Origin of the sequence: Tropicibacter sp. S64 (genome assembly GCF_049803835.1) — a bacterium.
Lineage (GTDB): Bacteria > Pseudomonadota > Alphaproteobacteria > Rhodobacterales > Rhodobacteraceae > Pacificoceanicola.
On sequence record NZ_JBNAGK010000021.1, the window covers coordinates 30,320 to 47,076 of the forward strand.

Annotated in this window: 16 protein-coding genes; 7 read left to right on the forward strand and 9 right to left on the reverse strand. The window is 67.6% G+C overall.

Features of this window, described 5'->3' with window-relative positions; all coding sequences use genetic code 11:
• Positions 1 to 295: 295 nt before the first annotated feature.
• Both ACP159_RS23925 and ACP159_RS23930 read right to left on the reverse strand, forming a co-directional pair.
• Entirely contained in the window at positions 296 to 685 is a 390-nt protein-coding gene (locus ACP159_RS23925) for a hypothetical protein (protein WP_425102250.1), read from the reverse strand.
• Positions 685 to 1,368 carry a ParA family protein gene (locus tag ACP159_RS23930; protein ID WP_425102251.1) on the reverse strand — a complete coding sequence of 228 codons (684 nt, stop codon included), beginning with the start codon at positions 1,366 to 1,368 and terminating at the stop codon, positions 685 to 687. The genes ACP159_RS23925 and ACP159_RS23930 overlap by 1 nt, the downstream gene beginning before the upstream one ends.
• A gap of 381 nt (positions 1,369 to 1,749) precedes the next feature.
• Between ACP159_RS23930 and ACP159_RS23935 the strand changes: the two genes are divergently transcribed.
• Positions 1,750 to 2,562, forward strand: coding sequence for a hypothetical protein (locus tag ACP159_RS23935; RefSeq protein WP_425102252.1), 813 nt, complete (start codon positions 1,750 to 1,752; stop codon positions 2,560 to 2,562).
• On the opposite strand, the gene ACP159_RS23940 is transcribed toward ACP159_RS23935, so the two are convergent.
• The gene (locus ACP159_RS23940) at positions 2,523 to 3,419 is read right to left on the reverse strand and encodes a capsular polysaccharide synthesis protein (RefSeq protein ID WP_425102253.1); all 897 of its coding nucleotides are present in this window, start codon (positions 3,417 to 3,419) and stop codon (positions 2,523 to 2,525) included. The genes ACP159_RS23935 and ACP159_RS23940 overlap by 40 nt on opposite strands.
• A gap of 279 nt (positions 3,420 to 3,698) precedes the next feature.
• Between ACP159_RS23940 and ACP159_RS23945 the strand changes: the two genes are divergently transcribed.
• The 4 genes from ACP159_RS23945 to ACP159_RS23960 all read left to right on the forward strand — a co-directional run bounded on the left by ACP159_RS23945 (position 3,699) and on the right by ACP159_RS23960 (position 8,348).
• Entirely contained in the window at positions 3,699 to 4,865 is a 1,167-nt protein-coding gene (locus ACP159_RS23945) for a nucleotide sugar dehydrogenase (RefSeq protein WP_425102254.1), read from the forward strand.
• A 13-nt stretch (positions 4,866 to 4,878) separates the two neighbouring features.
• Positions 4,879 to 6,795, forward strand: a complete 1,917-nt coding sequence (locus ACP159_RS23950) for an acyltransferase family protein (protein ID WP_425102255.1) — start codon at positions 4,879 to 4,881, stop codon at positions 6,793 to 6,795.
• Positions 6,796 to 6,815: 20 nt separating this feature from the next.
• Positions 6,816 to 7,832 (forward strand): SDR family NAD(P)-dependent oxidoreductase, encoded by a 1,017-nt coding sequence (locus tag ACP159_RS23955; protein ID WP_425102256.1) that lies wholly within the window; start codon positions 6,816 to 6,818, stop codon positions 7,830 to 7,832.
• A 75-nt stretch (positions 7,833 to 7,907) separates the two neighbouring features.
• Positions 7,908 to 8,348, forward strand: coding sequence for a hypothetical protein (locus tag ACP159_RS23960; RefSeq protein ID WP_425102257.1), 441 nt, complete (start codon positions 7,908 to 7,910; stop codon positions 8,346 to 8,348).
• Positions 8,349 to 8,360: 12 nt separating this feature from the next.
• Here the strand turns inward: ACP159_RS23960 and ACP159_RS23965 are convergent, their stop codons facing one another.
• Both ACP159_RS23965 and ACP159_RS23970 read right to left on the reverse strand, forming a co-directional pair.
• Positions 8,361 to 8,834, reverse strand: a complete 474-nt coding sequence (locus ACP159_RS23965) for a hypothetical protein (RefSeq protein WP_425102258.1) — start codon at positions 8,832 to 8,834, stop codon at positions 8,361 to 8,363.
• A 49-nt stretch (positions 8,835 to 8,883) separates the two neighbouring features.
• Positions 8,884 to 11,040, reverse strand: coding sequence for a GumC family protein (locus ACP159_RS23970; RefSeq protein WP_425102259.1), 2,157 nt, complete (start codon positions 11,038 to 11,040; stop codon positions 8,884 to 8,886).
• A gap of 402 nt (positions 11,041 to 11,442) precedes the next feature.
• On the opposite strand from ACP159_RS23970, the gene ACP159_RS23975 reads away from it, so the two are divergent.
• Positions 11,443 to 12,699, forward strand: a complete 1,257-nt coding sequence (locus ACP159_RS23975) for a glycosyltransferase family 4 protein (RefSeq protein ID WP_425102260.1) — start codon at positions 11,443 to 11,445, stop codon at positions 12,697 to 12,699.
• A 22-nt stretch (positions 12,700 to 12,721) separates the two neighbouring features.
• Here the strand turns inward: ACP159_RS23975 and ACP159_RS23980 are convergent, their stop codons facing one another.
• The 4 genes from ACP159_RS23980 to ACP159_RS23995 are packed head-to-tail and all read right to left on the reverse strand — an operon-like array spanning position 12,722 to position 16,198.
• A complete protein-coding gene (locus ACP159_RS23980) occupies positions 12,722 to 13,303 on the reverse strand; it encodes a hypothetical protein (RefSeq protein WP_425102261.1) in 582 nt (193 codons plus the stop codon).
• On the reverse strand, positions 13,300 to 14,418 hold the full coding sequence (locus ACP159_RS23985) for a glycosyltransferase (protein ID WP_425102262.1): 1,119 nt from the start codon (positions 14,416 to 14,418) through the stop codon (positions 13,300 to 13,302). The genes ACP159_RS23980 and ACP159_RS23985 overlap by 4 nt, the downstream gene beginning before the upstream one ends.
• Positions 14,415 to 15,098: a hypothetical protein gene (locus tag ACP159_RS23990; protein WP_425102263.1), complete on the reverse strand. Its 684-nt coding sequence runs from the start codon at positions 15,096 to 15,098 to the stop codon at positions 14,415 to 14,417. The genes ACP159_RS23985 and ACP159_RS23990 overlap by 4 nt, the downstream gene beginning before the upstream one ends.
• On the reverse strand, positions 15,095 to 16,198 hold the full coding sequence (locus tag ACP159_RS23995) for a glycosyltransferase (RefSeq protein WP_425102264.1): 1,104 nt from the start codon (positions 16,196 to 16,198) through the stop codon (positions 15,095 to 15,097). Before ACP159_RS23995 ends, ACP159_RS23990 begins: the two co-directional genes overlap by 4 nt.
• A gap of 271 nt (positions 16,199 to 16,469) precedes the next feature.
• Here ACP159_RS23995 and ACP159_RS24000 point away from each other — a divergent pair, with 271 nt between their 5' ends.
• Positions 16,470 to 16,730: a spike base protein, RCAP_Rcc01079 family gene (locus tag ACP159_RS24000; RefSeq protein WP_425102265.1), complete on the forward strand. Its 261-nt coding sequence runs from the start codon at positions 16,470 to 16,472 to the stop codon at positions 16,728 to 16,730.
• The last annotated feature ends 27 nt before the right edge of the window (positions 16,731 to 16,757 follow it).

Consider the following 16,757-nt stretch of genomic DNA (forward strand, 5'->3'; position numbering starts at 1 on the left):
ACCACTCTGCACACGGGGAATCACCACTTTGCACACGCAGAATCACCACTTTACACACGGGGGGTGTTTGCAAGCGGTTGGATTTGTTCCGGAAAAAGCCGATTCGCGAGGGCGTAACACTATATCTAACACATATATAACACCCCAGACGCCTCACAGAGGCTGTCGAGGACACGCCTCCGGTGCTGTCGGGACACCTCGCAGGGGCCGACGGGACGCGTTGACGGGGCCGTGCCGGGGCCGGGAAAGGGTCGGATCCTGCGATGTCCCGCCCCTTCCGGCCGTCCGGAGACCGTCAGCCCTTGTCCTTTTGCAGGAGGAGGACCGCGTGCTCGAGCGTCTCGCCCAGCCCCCAGCCGCGCGCGTCGGCGATGGCGCAGAAGGCCTCGATGGTTTCCGGCGTGGTCTTGATGTTGAACTGTGCGTTGCGCCCGGTGCGGCGGCGGCGCGGGGGCTTCTTCTCCGCCGCTGGGGTCCGGGTCCCCTGCCCCGCCGGTTTCGTCTTCGGTTTCGGGGTCTGTGCCGGTCTGGCCGGCTCGCGCGAGCGGAAGCCGGTGGCCTCCGCCAGTTCCCGGGCCTTCTCGCGGGCCTCCGGTTCGGGTTTCGGCTTGGCCTTCGGAGTCCAGTCGGCGGGATCGAAGCCGTCGAGTTCGTCGTCGAAGCCGAGGTCTGCGCGTTCCTTCATCATCCGACCTCCGCCATGCGGCTGGATTTCAGCCAGGACAGCACCTCGCCCGCGAAGCTGCGGGCATTGGCCTGGGCCTTGTCGATGTTGCTGACGAGGGCGGGATCGAGCGTCGCCAGCGTGCCGCCATAGTCGAAGAGGTCGCGGAAGGCGGCGCGTTCGACGATCGGGGTCTGGAAGACCTCGATCCCGGCGCGGGCGAGCTGGGCCTGCACGTTCTTCATTGCGCGGGAGGTGACGGCGGCGCTGGTGCGGGTCAGGGCGACGCCGTGCGGGATCTTGCGCCGGGCGAGGCGCTCCTGGTTGCGGATCAGGCGGATGGTCTTCGCCCCGCCCTTGGCGTCCATGGAGGAGCCCTGCAGCGGGATGACCACCAGGTCGGACATGCCGATGGCATTGGCGACCATCAGGCTCGCGGTGCCTTCGAGATCGACGATGACGAACTGGCTGTCCTGGGCCGCCTCGTCGATGCATTCGACGATGCTCTCCTCGGTCACGTCGCTCTGGATGGTGATGTTGTCCGGCTTGCCCGGCAGCCCGGCCCATTGCGAGATCCAGCGCTCGGGATCGGCGTCGATGACGGTGACTCCGGCCCCGCGCTCGGCGAGTTCCATGGCCAGCAGCAAGGCGGTCGTGGTCTTGCCCGCCCCGCCCTTGGGGTTGGCGAAGGATATGATCGGCATGAGAACTGCTCCCTCATGTATGTGTTTTGTTATGGGGGGAGAGTAGCCGGTAGCTATCCGCTACTCAACTGTTACCTGCAGGATATCGGGTAGCTACCAGATACCGAGAAGATATCGGATAGCTACTGGTTAGCTTTTTGATATCATTGAGATATCATTGAGATATCATTGAGATATCATTGTGATAGCTCAGTGGTAGCCGGGTGATACTGAATAGATAGCTTCATGGTATCCGGAAGATGGCGTCATGATGTCTGAAAGGCTGCCGCTGAACGCACCCCGCCTCGTCCTGCAAGGCTGCTTGAGAGTCCTGGGCCCGCGCGATACTCCCGGAAAAGACCGGCATCCGCCGGGGCCGATTTCCCGTGGAGCCCTTCTCCCATGATCATTTCGCACAAGCACCGCTTTGTCTTCTTCCACAATCCCAAGGCCGGGGGCACCTCCATCCGCCGCGCCATGGAGCCCTTCCACGACATCGGCTTCGGTCTGTGGCACGCCGATCCGGCGCAGACGCGGGGCGTCACGGTCGACCGGGCGCATCTCGGCATCGACGAGTTCGCCGGGTATTATCCCGAGCTCTGGGCGCAGGTGCGGGACTACGACCTCTTCTGCCTCGTGCGCGATCCGCAGAGGCGCTTCCTGTCCTCGGTCTCCGAATACTGCCGCACCTTCACGGACACGGACCTGCGCCTTGTCAGCCCCGAAGAGGGCCGGGACATGGTGCTGCGGGTGGTGGGCACCCTGGCGGCCAAGGGTGTCGCCGAGAACGTCGTGGACGACTTCACGCTGACCCATTTCCGGCCCCAGCACCTTTACTGGCATTCGGCGCAGCGGGGGGTTGCGGTGACGGCTTATGAAACCGGCGATATCGCCGCGCTCTTTGCCCGGCTGTCCGGGCGCACCGGAACCGCGCTCGAGGCGCGGCAGGAACGCGCGGCACAAACCTACGACCTGCCGAAGGCGGCGCAATGGCTGCACGCGGCGAAGGGCCTGCAGGGGGCGCTGAAGCGCGTGCCGGGGGTGTCAGCGGTGCTGGACCGGGGCAAGGCGCTGGCAAAGGCGCGGTATGCCACGGGGCAGGGGCGCAGGCTGGCCCTGTCGGAGGCGGACGGGCAGACGATCACGGATTTCGTCCGGGACTTCTACGCGCGGGACTACGCGCTCTGGCCGGAGGGTGTGCCGCCGGCGCCCTGAGACCAGGGATCGGCGATCCCGAACTCCGCGAGCTTGGCACGCACGGCCTCGATGCTTTCCGCGTCGCCCTTCCAGGCGAGCTTGAACACCGGCACGGCGGCCAGTTCCTCCGGGGAGGGCAGGCGGGCCGGATCGGCGGCCCCGTGCAGCAGCCACTTGAGGTGATGCGGCCCGTCGGCGCTCAGCGCGGGCACCCGGCGCCAGGACCGGGCCGCTGCGGACCCGCCGCGCATCGCGGCGAGGAAGCTGAAGTGCACGGCGAAATAGGCGATCGGATGCGGGCGACGGGCGATGTAGCGCCCGAACCAGTCCTGCCAGCGGTTGGCGATGGGGTTGCCCGGCACCGAGGCCAGGAACCACGACGACACCCGGCGATAGGGGATGTCCTGCCGGAAGGCGAAGAAGCCCTCGTCCATCAGCGCCCCGAGCCAGTCCTCCAGCGGTTTCATCGGCAGCAGCGTCGCATCCGACCAGATGCCGCCGTGCCGGGCCATGAGCCGCAGCCGGATCACGTCGCTGCGGGTGGCGATGGGCAGGGCCGGATGGATATCGGACATGTCGACCCACTGCTCTTCGGTCTCTTCGGTGATCTCCACCACCTCCCAGCCGGGATTGAGGTCCTGCCAGCGGTTGCGGATCGCCTGCACGAGGGGCGGGGCATTCTCGAACCCCTGCTTCCAGTAGAGGAAGATGCGCCTGGGCAGGGCCTCGGGCAGCGGTTTCGGCGCGGGCAACCGGGCAAGGTCCCGGGTGAACCTGCCCATGTCGAAAGGCGGTTTCGGGTGGTGACGGCGGTGCAGGAAGCCGCAGCCCAGCATGTAGAGCGGCATCGCCCCCCGGAAGAAAAGCCGGGACATCATGTGTCGGGGCTCCGGTGGGCAGGGCGGGGCATGGCGGTCTCCGGTGGTCTGGTCACGGGGCAGGGCGGCGGGCGCGGACAGCAGACATCAGCCGCCGGGGATGCGCAAGGCGGCGATTGCCCCGTTTCCCGGATTGTCGTGCAAGACCGCCGCTTTGGCAGGCGCCGGGGCCTGTGCCCCCGCGCAGGAAGGCCGCCCCGGCTTGTCGGCATCCCGCATTGCCCGTATGGACGGACCCGGGAAACCGATATCTGCGGCCGCGAAAAGGGATATGTCATGAAGATCGCCGTTGCCGGCCTTGGCTACGTGGGCCTGTCGAACGCCGTCCTGCTGGCGCAGAACCACGCCGTGACGGCGGTGGATGTCTCCGAGAGCCGCGTCGCGCAGGTCAACGCCGGGACATGTCCCATCGTCGATGCCGATCTCGAGGATTTCCTCGCCAACCGCAGGCTGAACCTGACCGCGACGACCGATGCGACAAGCGCCTATGCCGATGCGGAGTTCGTCATCGTGGCGACACCGACGAACTACGATCCGAAGAGCAACTACTTCGACACCTCCAGCGTCGAGTCGGTGATCGCTCAGGTCATCGCGGTCAACCCGCGCGCCACCATCGTCATCAAGTCGACCATCCCCGTCGGCTACGTCCGTCACATCCGCCGCGAGATGGAGACCGACCAGGTGATCTTCTCGCCCGAGTTCCTGCGCGAGGGCCGGGCGCTGTACGACAACCTGCACCCCAGCCGGATCATCGTCGGAGAGCGGTCCGAGCGGGCGCAGACCTTCGCGACCCTGCTGCTGGAGGGGGCGGAGACGAAGGACGTGCAGATCCTCTTCACCGATCCCGACGAGGCGGAGGCGATCAAGCTCTTCGCCAACACCTACCTCGCCATGCGCGTCGCCTTCTTCAACGAGCTCGACAGCTACGCCATGGCCGGCGGCATGGACACGCGGCAGATCATCGACGGCATCAGCCTCGATCCGCGCATCGGCGGGCATTACAACAACCCGTCGTTCGGCTATGGCGGCTACTGCCTGCCGAAGGATACCAAGCAGCTCCTGGCGAACTACAGCCATGTGCCGCAGAACCTCATCCGCGCCATCGTCGATGCGAACCGCACGCGGAAAGATTTTCTGAGTGATCAGATCCTGATGAAGGGGCCGAAGGTCGTCGGCATCTACCGCCTCGTGATGAAGGCGGGGTCGGATAACTTCCGCCAGTCGTCCATCCAGGGCATCATGAAGCGGCTCAAGGCCAAAGGCGTCGAGGTCATCGTCTACGAGCCGGTGCTCGAGGAGGACGATTTCTTCCGCAGCCGGGTGATCCGCGATCTCGACGCTTTCAAGGCGGAGGCCGACCTGATCGTCGCCAACCGCCTCACGGACGAGATCCGCGACGTCGCGGCCAAGGTCTTCACCCGCGACCTGTTCGGCGCAGACTGACGGCGGGGCGGGGATGGTCGCGCTTGCCTCCACCACCACGACCCACCGCGACGACATCCAGGGCCTTCGGGCCATCGCCGTGCTGTCGGTGGTGCTGTTCCACGCCTGGCCTGCCGCTTTGCCCGGGGGCTTCGTCGGGGTCGACATCTTCTTCGTCATCTCCGGCTTCCTGATCACCGGCATCCTTGCAAGGGACATCGGCGCGGGGCGTTTTTCCCTCGCGGATTTCTACCGCCGCCGGGTGCGGCGCATCTTCCCGGCGCTTTTCGTGGTGCTGGCGGTGACGCTGGCGGTGGGTTGCCTGCTGCTCTCGCCGCAGGAGCTGATGGCGCTGGCGAGGAACACCGTCACCTCGACGCTCTTCGTCTCCAACGTCGATTTCTACCTGACCACCGGTTATTTCGGCCGCTCCGCCGAGTTGCAGCCCCTGCTGCACACCTGGTCCCTGGCGGTGGAGGAGCAGTTCTACATCCTGTTTCCGCCTGTCCTGTGGCTGGTGATGCGTTTTGCCCGGCGGCTCCTGATGCCGCTCCTGCTGCTTTGCCTCGTGGCCTCGCTGGGGCTGTCGGAATGGGCTTTGGGAAAGTCCCCGACGGGGGCCTACTTCCTCACGCCCTTCCGGGTGTTCGAATTGCTGATCGGCGCCGCGCTGGCGCTGGCCCCGCCCCCCTCCGCACGGGTGCCGGTTGCCGCGCTCTCCGGGCTGGGCCTTGTCCTGCTCGCCGGCTCCGTCGCCTTCATCCATGAGGGCATGGGCTTTCCCGGGCTGATGGCCCTGCTACCGACGCTCGGCGCGGGGCTGGTGCTCTGGGCCGGGCGGTCCGGCCCGAACGCCGCCGGGGCGCTGATCTCCTCGAGGCCCTTCCTGTTCTTCGGGGCGATCTCCTATTCGCTCTACCTCTGGCACTGGCCGGTCTTCGCCTTCCTGCGCATCCGCCTGATGCCCGAGCATCCCGGTTTCCCCGCGGCCTGTGCCGCGCTGGCGCTGATCGTGTCGCTCTCGTGGCTGAGTTACCGCTTCGTCGAGCAGCCCTTTGCGAAACGGCCCATCACCGCCGCGCCCTTCCTGCGGGCGGGGCTGGCGGGCATGGGCCTCATGGTGCTGGCGGGCGGCGGGGTGCTGGCGGGGCAGGGGCTGCCCGGGCGCTTCCCGGAGGCGGCGCTGCGCGCCTTCGCCGCCGAAGAGGATTTCAGCCCGCTGCGCGCGAGCTGCCATCGCGGGGCGGGGCAAAAGAGGCCCTATGAGAAGACCTGCGTGACCGGGGCGGAGGGCACCCCGGCGCGTGTGGCGGTCTGGGGCGACAGCCACGGCGTCGAGGTCGGCTACGAGCTGGGCCAGCGGCTGGCCGGGGAGGGCAAGGCGCTGCGGCTGCTGACCGCCTCCTCCTGCCCGCCGGTGATGGGGCTGGACCTCGCCGACCGTCCCGATTGCCGGGATGCAAACGCCGGCTGGCTGGCGGGGCTGGTGCAGGACGGGGACATCGAGACCGTCGTGCTGCTCTCCGACGCGGTGCAATACCTGCCGCGGGTCGACGCGCAGGCTTTCGAGGCGGGCTTCCGCGAGACCGTGCGGGCGCTGACCGATGCAGGCAAGCGGGTGATCCTCGTGGCGCAATTGCCGGTGATCGGCATGGAGGCGCCGTCCGTCGCGGGTCACGCGCTGGCACGGGGAGCAGACCCGGCGATGATCGGGCGCGACCGGGCGCAGGTGGAGGCCGAGCACGCGGCCTGGACCCTCGTGCTGGCGGATGTCGCGGCTTTGCCCGGGGTCACGCTCTACGATCCGCTGCCGCGCCTCTGCGCTCCGGACCTCTGCCCGCTGGTGGATGCTGACGGCACGGTGCTCTATTTCGACCCCTCGCACGTGACCCGCGCCGGGGCCCGCTCCCTTGCGGGCGATCTGCAAGGGTTGTTATCAGGGGGGTTCTAGCCCCTTCCGGAGCCGACCCCATGCCCCAGCCCACCGTCCTCGTCACCGGCTCCTCCGGCTTCATCGGCTATTTCCTCTGCGCCCGGCTGCTGGCGGACGGGTTCCGCGTCATCGGCATTGACAACCTGTCGGATTACTACGACGTCACGCTGAAGGAGCGGCGGCAGGCGATGCTCCTGCAGAACCCCGGCTTCGCGGTGGTCAACGACGACATCGAGAGCCCCGGGCGGATGATGTCCCTGTTCGAGGAGCATGAGCCCGATTACGTCATCCACCTCGCCGGTCAGGCGGGGGTGCGCTACTCGATCGACAACCCGCGCAGCTATCTGGAAAGCAACATCACGGGCACGTTCGAAATTCTGGAGGCGGCACGGGCGCATCCGCCGAGGCACATGCTCTTTGCCTCGACCTCCTCGGCCTTCGGGGCGAATACTGAGATGCCCTACCGGGAGACCGACAAGGCTGATCACCAGATGTCCTTCTACGCCGCGACGAAGAAGGCGACGGAGAACATGGCGCATTCCTATGCGCATCTCTTCGGGCTGCCGATCACCATGTTCCGCTTCTTCACGGTCTATGGCCCCTGGGGGCGGCCGGACATGGCGCTGTTCAAGTTCACGAAGGCGATCCTGAAGGGGCAGCCGATCGACGTCTACAATTACGGCGACATGAAGCGGGACTTCACCTACGTCGAGGACCTCGTGCAGGCGATCCGCCTCTTGATGGACGCGGTGCCGGAGCGGCCCGGGGACGGCGTGGTGGAGGAGGGCGACAGCCTCTCTCCGGTGGCCCCGCACCGGGTGGTCAACATCGGCAACAACGCCCCGGTGCAGCTCACCGACTACATCGCCGCCATCGAGGCCGCGACGGGGCAGACGGCACAGCGCAACCTGATGCCGATGCAGGCGGGGGATGTCCCGGCAACCTGGGCCGACACGGCGCTGCTCCAGAAGCTGACGGGGTATTGCCCGCAGACGGACGTGAAGGACGGCGTGGCGGCGTTTGTCGCGTGGTACCGGGAGTATTACGGGGTTTGAGCGCGGCACAGTCCCGGACCTGATCCGGGACCTCATGGTTCTGGGAGGGACACAGGGATGGCTCCACGCTCCCGTATGAAAGGGATGACCCTGTGCCTGAACCTTCTGGCGGCCGGCGCATCGGCGCAAACGGACCCCACGTCCAACGTCTTCTTCGGGTTTGACTTCGTTCTGCATCCCATCGCGGTGAAATGGGCCTGCGGCGGCGCGCGGGAGGGAGATTTGTCCGGGATCGAGGCCCTTGCCGCGGCTTTTCCGAAGGACGCGGAGGCTACTGACCTGCACAGCCTCGTCGAGGCCTTGTCAGACGTGCCAGAAGGGCAGGCGGGTCTGTCGCGGCTTCTCGGGTTCGCGGTGTCAACCCGGCAGGTGTCGGACCTCTGCGCGGCGGCGCGGCCTTTGACCCTGGATTGGCTCACACCGGAGGGGTGGGCCCGGGGCGATGAAGACGCGGTGCCTCCGGAGCAACGCGCCGCCTGGGAGGCGTTTTACCGGGTTGTCGAAGGCTTGAGGTGATCCCGGACCCGATCACGCTTCGGGAGACGGAAGCTTTTTCGGCCGCATCCTGCCAAGCGCGTCCATTTCCATGGATCGGCGGCCTTGTGCTGCAAGATATTCCCGGGCTGTCCGGACCCCGCATCGGTCTTCGACCGTGATGACGTAGCTGTTCCCCCCCGGGCCAGCGACACAGATGTTGCCCCCCGGACCAGCGACAAACCGGACGAGACAGCTGCGATACGCTGCATGATCCACGCCGTGTCTGGCACAAAACGCGGGAAAGGCGGCGCGGAAGAGAGGGATGATGTTTTCCAGTTCACTCCCGTCGCAGGCACCGGTCACCCTGCCGCTCAGGAAGTCGACGACGATAAATCCATCCGCTGTCGCGGCTGCCTCCGCATAGACCGCGCTGTGGATCACCTGGTGCGGAACGACGAAACTCAGCCCGCCGGAAAGCGAGGCGGCGTAGTTGTGCGCAACGCTGTGCAGCTTGCCGTGTTTCATGGCTTCCCGGCGCAACGGACATGCCCTGAGGGGGCTCCGTCCGCTACCCTCAGTTCTTGTGATACCCCGAGCCATACCGCCCGTAGGCGCTGTACTTGCCGTCGTAGCCGTAGCGCTTCATGCCGCGGGGGCTCACGTTGTTCAGCACGAGGCCGCTGACCGGGCGGTTGACGCTCTCGAACATCGACAGCGCCTCGGAGACCAGCGTCTTCGACGTGCTGTCCCATTTCACCACGAAGACCACCGCGTCCACCTGTTGCGCCACGATGCGCGCGTCGGGCACCACCAGCACCGGCGGGGTGTCGATCAGGATGTGGTCGTAATGCTCCCGGGCCTCGGTCAGGAAGGCCGCGAACTTCTCGGAGGCGAAGACATCCGCCGCGTTCACCCGGCTTTCCTCGCCGAAGAGGATGTCGATGCCGATGGCCGCCTCGTGCACCACCGCCTCCGCCAGCGTGGCGGTGCCGGTCAGCACGCTGATGATGCCCTCGGGCTTCTGCACCTCGAAATAGGCGGAGAGCATGCGCCGCCGCACGTCGCCCTCGACCAGCAACACGCGCTTGCCCATGCCCGCGAGGTTCTGCGCCAGCGCCATGGACACGGTGGTCTTGCCCTCGCCGGGGATCGACGAGCAGACCAGCAGCACCTGCGGCGGATGGTCGAGGTTCGACAGCAGCACCGAGGTGCGCAGGTTGCGGACCGCCTCCGCCGCCGCCGAGGAGGGTTTCTCCGCCAGGTAGGTCAGCACGCCCTTGCGGCGCCGGGACGGGATGCGGGGCACCTCGCCGAGCACGGTGTAGCCGGTGAAGGCCTCCAGCGCCGAGGCATGGCGGAAGCTGTTGCTCGCCGCCTCGCGCAGGAACACCAGCGCCGCCCCTGCCAGCAGCCCGAGGAAGGTGCTGAGCGCGAGGATGCGCGACTTGCGCGGCGAGTAGGGGAAGACCGGGATCACCGCCTGCGACAGGATGCGGCTGTCCGCCTGCTGGATGCCCTGCTGCGCCGAGGTCTCCTTGAGCCGGGCGAGGAAATGCTCGTAGAGCAGGCGGCTGGCCTCGGCCTCGCGGGTCAGCTGCTGGAGGGTGATGAGGTCCTCGTTCTGCTGCTCGATGCGGGCCTCGAACTCGGCCTTGGAGGCCTGCAGCGCCTGCATCTGGCTGTCGATGCGGGAAATTTCCTGTCCGGCGCGGGTCGCCAGCGCCTCGAAGCGCTCGTCGAAGGCCTGCGCGATGGCGGGCTGGTCGATGCGGGGCAGCATGGCCCTGAGCTGGCTGTCGCCGGTCGCGGCGGCCTTTTCCTCGGGCGTGGCCGCGGCCTCGACCTGCGCCAGCTTCGCCGCCGCCGCCTCGCGCCGCAGGGCGGTGTCCTCGATGCGGTCGCGCATCTCCTTGAGCTGGCGCTCGCTGGCCTGCAGCGCCTCGGGGCTGACCAGATCGGTGCCGGTGCTGAACACCTTGGCGCGGGTTTCCGCCGCCTCCAGCTCGGCCTGCAGCTCGGTGACGCGCTCGGTGAGCCAGCCCGTGGCCTGCTCCGTCGCGTCGAACTTCACGTCGAGCTGGTTGCGGATGTAGAGCGAAACCAGCGTGTCCGCGAGCAGCGCCGATTTCTTGGCATCCTCGGTCTCGACGGTGATCTGGAAGACCAGGCTGTCGGGCACGGTGCGCACCGAGACCGCGTTCAGCAGGCTGTCGATGGTCAGCTGGCGCCGGAACAGCCGGGTTTCCTCGTCGCTGCGGGTGCCGCCGGCGACCGGCATGCCGAGCAGTGCCTTGACCGTGGTTTTCAGACGGCTGACCTGCGAGGGCGGCTGCAGCGAGGTGTTGAACTCCGGGTCCGAGACCAGGTCGAGCTGGTCGACCACCTTGCCCGCGAGATCGCGGCTGCGCAGCACTTCCACCTCGGTGTTGACCACCGCGCTGTCCCGCGCCAGTCCGCCGACGACGCTGTCGAGGTTCACCACCTCCTGGTCGCGGTTGTTCAGCATGACCACCGCGGTGGAGCGGTAGAGCGGGGTGGCCAGCGCATAAGCGTAATAACCGCCGATGAGGACCGCCGCCACGACAGTGGCGAGGATGATCAGCTTGCCGGTCCAGAGCACCTGCAGCAGGGCGCGCAGGTCGATGACGGCCTCGTCCTTGACCTTGCCGGCCTGGGCGGACCCGTCGCGGTACGCGGCAGCCGGACGGCCGGCTGAGAAATTGGTGTTCATGGCGTTCCGTCCAAGGTCTGCGTCCTGCCCGCGCAAGGCGGCTCCGGGTCACGCATGGTATAATCGTTTCGCCCCGTCACATCCAGCCAAACTCCCCCCTGCCTCCCTGAGCGGCAACCTGCCGCACAATGCGCGGGCAATGGCCACGTGCCCGGTGGACCTCCTGCGCGTGGCATGGTTTTATGCCCTGATCCCCGCGCCGGGCCGCCTAGACCCGCCCATGATGGCAGGGGGATCGGGGAAGACAGATATTTCGTAACGCCGTGTTCAGATTGAATTGCCACACTCGGACCAATCGCGATTTACAAGCAAGGCCGTTTCGGACATTTTCCGGCCCGAAACCGGATGCGCCCCGGCCTGTCGGCGGCCAATGCCACCCGCAGACCGCTGCACGGAGACCAGATGGCCAAGAGTGAACAAGCGCGCCGCGTCCTGATCGTGGTCGAGAACCTGCCGGTCCCGCTGGACCGGCGGGTCTGGCTCGAGGCGACGACACTCCAGGCGGCGGGTTACCAGGTCTCGGTGATCTGTCCGATGGGGCGCGGCTGGGACGCGCCGTTCGAGATCATCGACGATGTACACATCTACCGCCACCCGGCCCCGCCCGAGGCGCATTCCGGCGCCGTGGCCTATGCCCGCGAATACCTGTCGGCCATGTGGCACTGGTTCCGCCTTGCCCGCGTGGTGCGGCGCGAGCGCGGCTTCGACGTCATTCACGGCTGCAACCCGCCGGACCTGATCTTCCTCCTGGCGCTGCGCTACCGCCTTTCGGGCGTGCGCTATCTCTTCGACCATCACGACGTCTGCCCCGAGCTCTTCGAGGCGAAGTTCGGCCGCAGGGGGCTGTTCTACAAGGTCATGCTGCTCTGGGAGCGCATCACCTTCGCCTTTGCCGACGTCTCCATCGCCACCAACGAGAGCTTCCGCAAGATCGCCATCCGCCGTGGCCGCATGAAGCCGGAGAACGTCTTTGTCGTGCGCTCCGCGCCCCGGATCGAGAAATTCCGCCCCGGCCCCGGCGACAGCAGCAGCCGCAAGGGCGCGAAGACCCTCCTTGGCTATGTCGGCGTCATCGGCCAGCAGGAGGGCATGGACCTGCTGCTCGCGGCCATGCAGCACCTGATCCGCGATCTCGGGCACGCCGACGTGCACCTCGCCATCGTCGGCTTCGGCCCGCATGTGGACGTGGTGAAGGCGGATGTGGCGGCCCGCGGCCTGCAGGAGCATGTCACCTTCACCGGGGCGCTCTACGACGAGGCGCTGCTCAAGGTGCTCAACGAGATCGACATCGGCGTCGCCCCCGATCCGAAGAACCCGATGAACGACATCTCCACGATGAACAAGGTCATGGAGTACATGACGCTGGAAAAGCCGCTGGTGCAGTTCGAGCTGACCGAGGGCCGGGCCAGCGCCGGCGACGCCTCGCTCTATGCAAAGGCCAACGATCCCCAGGACTTCGCCCGCTGCCTCGCGCAGCTGATCGAGAACCCGGACCTCAGGGCCCGGCTCGGGGCGCAGGGGCGTGCGCGGGTGCTCGAATCGCTGTCCTGGGATGCCTCCGCGCCGAAGCTGCTGGCGGCCTATGACCGGATCTTCGGCATGGTGAAGCGGGACACCGTCGCCAACCCCGGGGCGCAGAAGCAGGCGGAGAGTTCCTGACAGGGGACCCCTGCCGTCGGTGCTATTCGGTCACGAAGTCGGCGAAGGCGTCGAAGCAGCTCTGTTCATTGGAGCAGTCACGGCCGCCTCTCGTTGGGAGCAGGCTGTCGATGGCGTGAAGGGAGCGCACCGGCTCCCCACCCTTTGTCACATACACATGGCTGGTCCAGGGGCCTGCTTCCAGATGGTCGCCGTGGCCCGCGGTTGTCATGTCGCCGAAGCCATTGGCAAGGAGGGCGGGGCGCTGCTCTTCCGGGAAGGGAAGCAGCAGCGCTTCGAGGACCTCCGGCGGGATCGGCTGATCGATGTCGTCCGCGAGGTCCTGATGCAGGGCCGTCACCCCCGGCACCCGCCGCTCAGCCAGCGCGAGGCAGGATCGCACCGCCTCGGATGGCTCCGGGCCGGAGATGATCCAGATCGTGCCGCTCTCTGCCTCCAGCGCGGCCTCGACGTCCCTGCGGGGTGGCGGGGGCGGCTCCATGCCCTTGAGGTTTGCGACGAAGGCGATGCTTTCCGGCGTGACGAAGGCGACATCGCCGCAGAGGACAGTCTCGGCCAAAGCCGGGGTGGTGGCGAAGAGGAGGGTGGTCAGGATGGCTTTCATCGGGTGGCCTCCGTGTAGAGCGCCCGGAAGCGGGCGGTGACGGCCTCTTCGGAGTAGAGGCTTTGAACGCGGTCGAGGGCGGCCTTGCGCATGGCTTCGGCCTCCTCGAAGGGCATCGCGTGCAGGCGGTGCAGGGCGTTCAGGATGTCGATGACGGCCGTGCCGGTCTCGATGGCGCCGCCGTCGAAGAAATCCGGCAGATTGCATTCCGCGCTCATGGCGATGAGCGTGTCCGTCTGCGCCGCCTCCAGCACGGTCATGGGCAGGCCTTCACTCATGGAGGGCAAGAGGAAGACCGCCGCGCGGGCGTAGCTGGCGGCTTTGTCTTGCCCGTATTGCGGGCCTGCGTAGAGGGTGCGGGGGGCGGTTTTGACCTGTGCCTCGAAGTCGCTGTCCCCGTCGATCCAGCCGCAGAAGACCAGATGCGCGTCTGACTCCGGCACCTCCTCGCAGAACTGTCTCCATGCGCTCAGCAGCGCGGGCCAGCCTTTCTTCTCGTGGATGCGGGCGAGGAAGAGCCAGACCGGGGCATCCGGCGGCACCTGAGCCTCCCACGGCGCGGGGGCGTCCGGCGCGGGGGAGGGGGGGACGAAGTTCGGCACGATTTCGGAGCGCAGGCCGGGCAGGTGGGCGTCGAGGTCGCCGCGTTCCTTCTCCGTCAGGACGTGGATCGCGAAGGCGCGCCTGAAGGCGGCTTTCTGGTAGAGCGCCGAGACGGCGGCCTTCATCTTGCGCGAGCGGGAGAGAATCCACGGCTCCAGCATGCCGTGCGGCGAGATGATCCCGGGGGTGCCGCGCGACATGGCGAGCAAGCCCGCGAAGACGTGGAACATCCAGATGCCGTGGATGTGCACGAGGTCGTAGCGGTTTGTCAGCATGTGCAGCGCCATGCCCGGGGCGAGGCCGTAGCGGGCGGGGCCGAAGGTGCGGAACTGCTTGCAAGTGACGCCTTCGGGCCAGTCCTTGCGGGCGCTCTCGTCGGTCCCCGAGGCGAAGGAGAGGACGGTGATCTCCAGCGCGGGGTCCTTGGCGAGGCCATGGACCAGCAGGCGCACCGCCTCGGTCACGCCGCCGCCCGCCGGGGAAATGAAGGGCAGGAGGATGGCGAGCCTCACGGCAGACGCTCCAGGAGGGTGTAGTCATCGGCATAGGCGGCGAGGACGGCCTTGGCGAGGGCCGGGGTGGGCGCGGCCTTTGTCCCGCCTGCGTTGGTGCGGGCGGCGAGGGAAAGGCGGTGCCCGGCGATCTCGATCTCCTGCCCTTCGATGGCCTCGATCCGCAGGAGTTGCCCGATCATCAGCGCGCCGTCCTCGTCGCAGACGTAATGCGACTGGCTGCGGAAGACCGGGTCGAGCCGGTCGCGGGCGGCGGGGCCGATCGCGGCGATGTGTTCGGCGCAGGCCTCGGGGCTGGCGAAGGTTTGGGCAAAGGCGGTGGCGGCGGGGGAGGCGGGGACCGACGCGCTGCCGCCTTGTCTTGCGAAGTGGAAGGCGGAGAGGAAGCGCTCCAGCGGGTCGCGGCTGATGGCGAAGGAGGGGGCGGCGGCGAAGAAGGCCGGGTCCGAGGCGCGGTAGAAGCGCGCGCTGCGGTGGCCGATGTGGCCGCCGTAAAGCTGGGTCGAGACGGTGGTGCCGGCGTTCTTCGGGATGTGGATGAAGATCACGCCCGCGCGGCGGACTTCCGGGCGCAGCGGCAGGCCGAAGCGGGCCGAGGTCCAGCGCTTGAGCGGCACGGGTGCGTGAAAGGCGAAGGCCTCGATCAGCCGCGTGCGGGTTTCGGGGGAAAGGCGGCTCATGCGGGCTCTGCCAGTGTGGCCACCGCCTCGGCGAAGGCGGCGACATCGCCGCGCGGGGCGCTGGCGCTGGCCCCCTCGCAGAGGCTTTGCCAGAGCGTCTCGTCCCGGTCGATCAGCGCCATGAACCCGGCGAGGGCCTGCGGGCTGTCATGCGGGAAGGCGAAGCCGTTGACCCAGGGCTGCACCAGATATTCCCGCGCGCCGCAGGCCTCCGAGAGGAGGACCGGACGGGCGAGGGCCTGCGCCTCGATCACCACGTTGCCGAACTGCTCCTCGATGCTGGGCAGGATCAGCGCGAGGCTGCGGGCAAGGGTGCGGGAGATCTCCACCGTCTGGATGAAGCCGTGGAAGGTGATTTTCTCCGCGATCCCAAGGGTTTGTGCCTGCGCCTTCAGGGCGTCCTCCAGGGGGCCGTTGCCGCAGATCTCCAGCCCGCGCGTGCCGCCCTGCGCCCGGTAGAGGGCGTAGGCACCCAGCGCCATGGCGAGATTCTTCTTCCCGACGAGGCGGGCGACGATGACGAAGGGGCGCTCGGCGAAGGCCGGTTCCGGCGTGCCCTCCGCCTGCGCCCGCATCCGGGCAATGGAAAGCGTGTTGTAGGGGCCGGAGACGGGGCGTTTGCGGAACCCGAGAAAGCGGAAGTAGTCCTGCGAGCGCACCGGCGTGCCGATGGCGCCGTGATAGGGCCGCAGAATCAGGCTCTTGAGCCATTCACCGAAGGCCCGGCGCGGCTTGTCGTCGAATTTCGAGCAGCCCATGGTGAAGACCCGTGCCCCGGCGAGCCGCAGGAGAAGCGCGGTGGCGAAGACCTCCGGGCGCTCGTAATGGCACAGGAACCAGGTGGACCGGCGCAGGCGCCAGGCGGTGCGCAGCAGGGCGCGGGTGCGGGCCATGAGGCCGGGTCTGGCGGCGAAGGCGAACAGCGTGGTCTTCTCGAAGCCCGGCCGCTCCTCGGTCTGCCAGTCGTAGACCGGGGCCTTGTCGAGGATCTCGACGCCCTGCACCTGCGCCTCCGGAAAGCGCCGGGCCACGGCTTCGAGCCGGTCGGCGTGCATCGGGCCGATGTTGTTCCACAGGAAGACCAGCCGCTTCGGCGTCATGTCGCGGTGTCCCGGACGGGCAGGGCAGAGGGGGCTTTCATGGGCGGGCTCTCCTGCGGGCGGCCTCGGGACGGTCGGCCCATGGTTAAGCCGATTGCCCCGGGGCGTGCAACATCGCGCGGGCTTCGGGGCGCGCGGTGTTGCGGCGGGTGGGCATCCAACGTGCGGTGGTGCTTCGGATTGTTAAGAAAAAGGCAGGACTTTGCCTCGCATCCACCAGCGGGGAGAGGGCTCCGCCGGTGACACGCAGTGCACATCCGGAAGGGACATCATGGCCGATCATTTCAGCAAGTTCACCCGCAGCATCACCTCGCCGCCCTTCGGGGGCTACACGATCGTGCCGAACGACGGCGCCGACCTGCCCACCGTCACCCGGGCCCTGAACATCGGCGTCGCGGGCACCGTGCATGCCACGCTGCTCGACGGCAGCGACGTCACGCTGAACATCGGCGCCGGGAGCCTCTTTCCCATGCGGGCCACGCGGATCTGGGCGACGGGCACCACCGCGGGCAACATCGTGGGGCTCTACTGATGATCGGCGTCGGCATGGGGACGATGG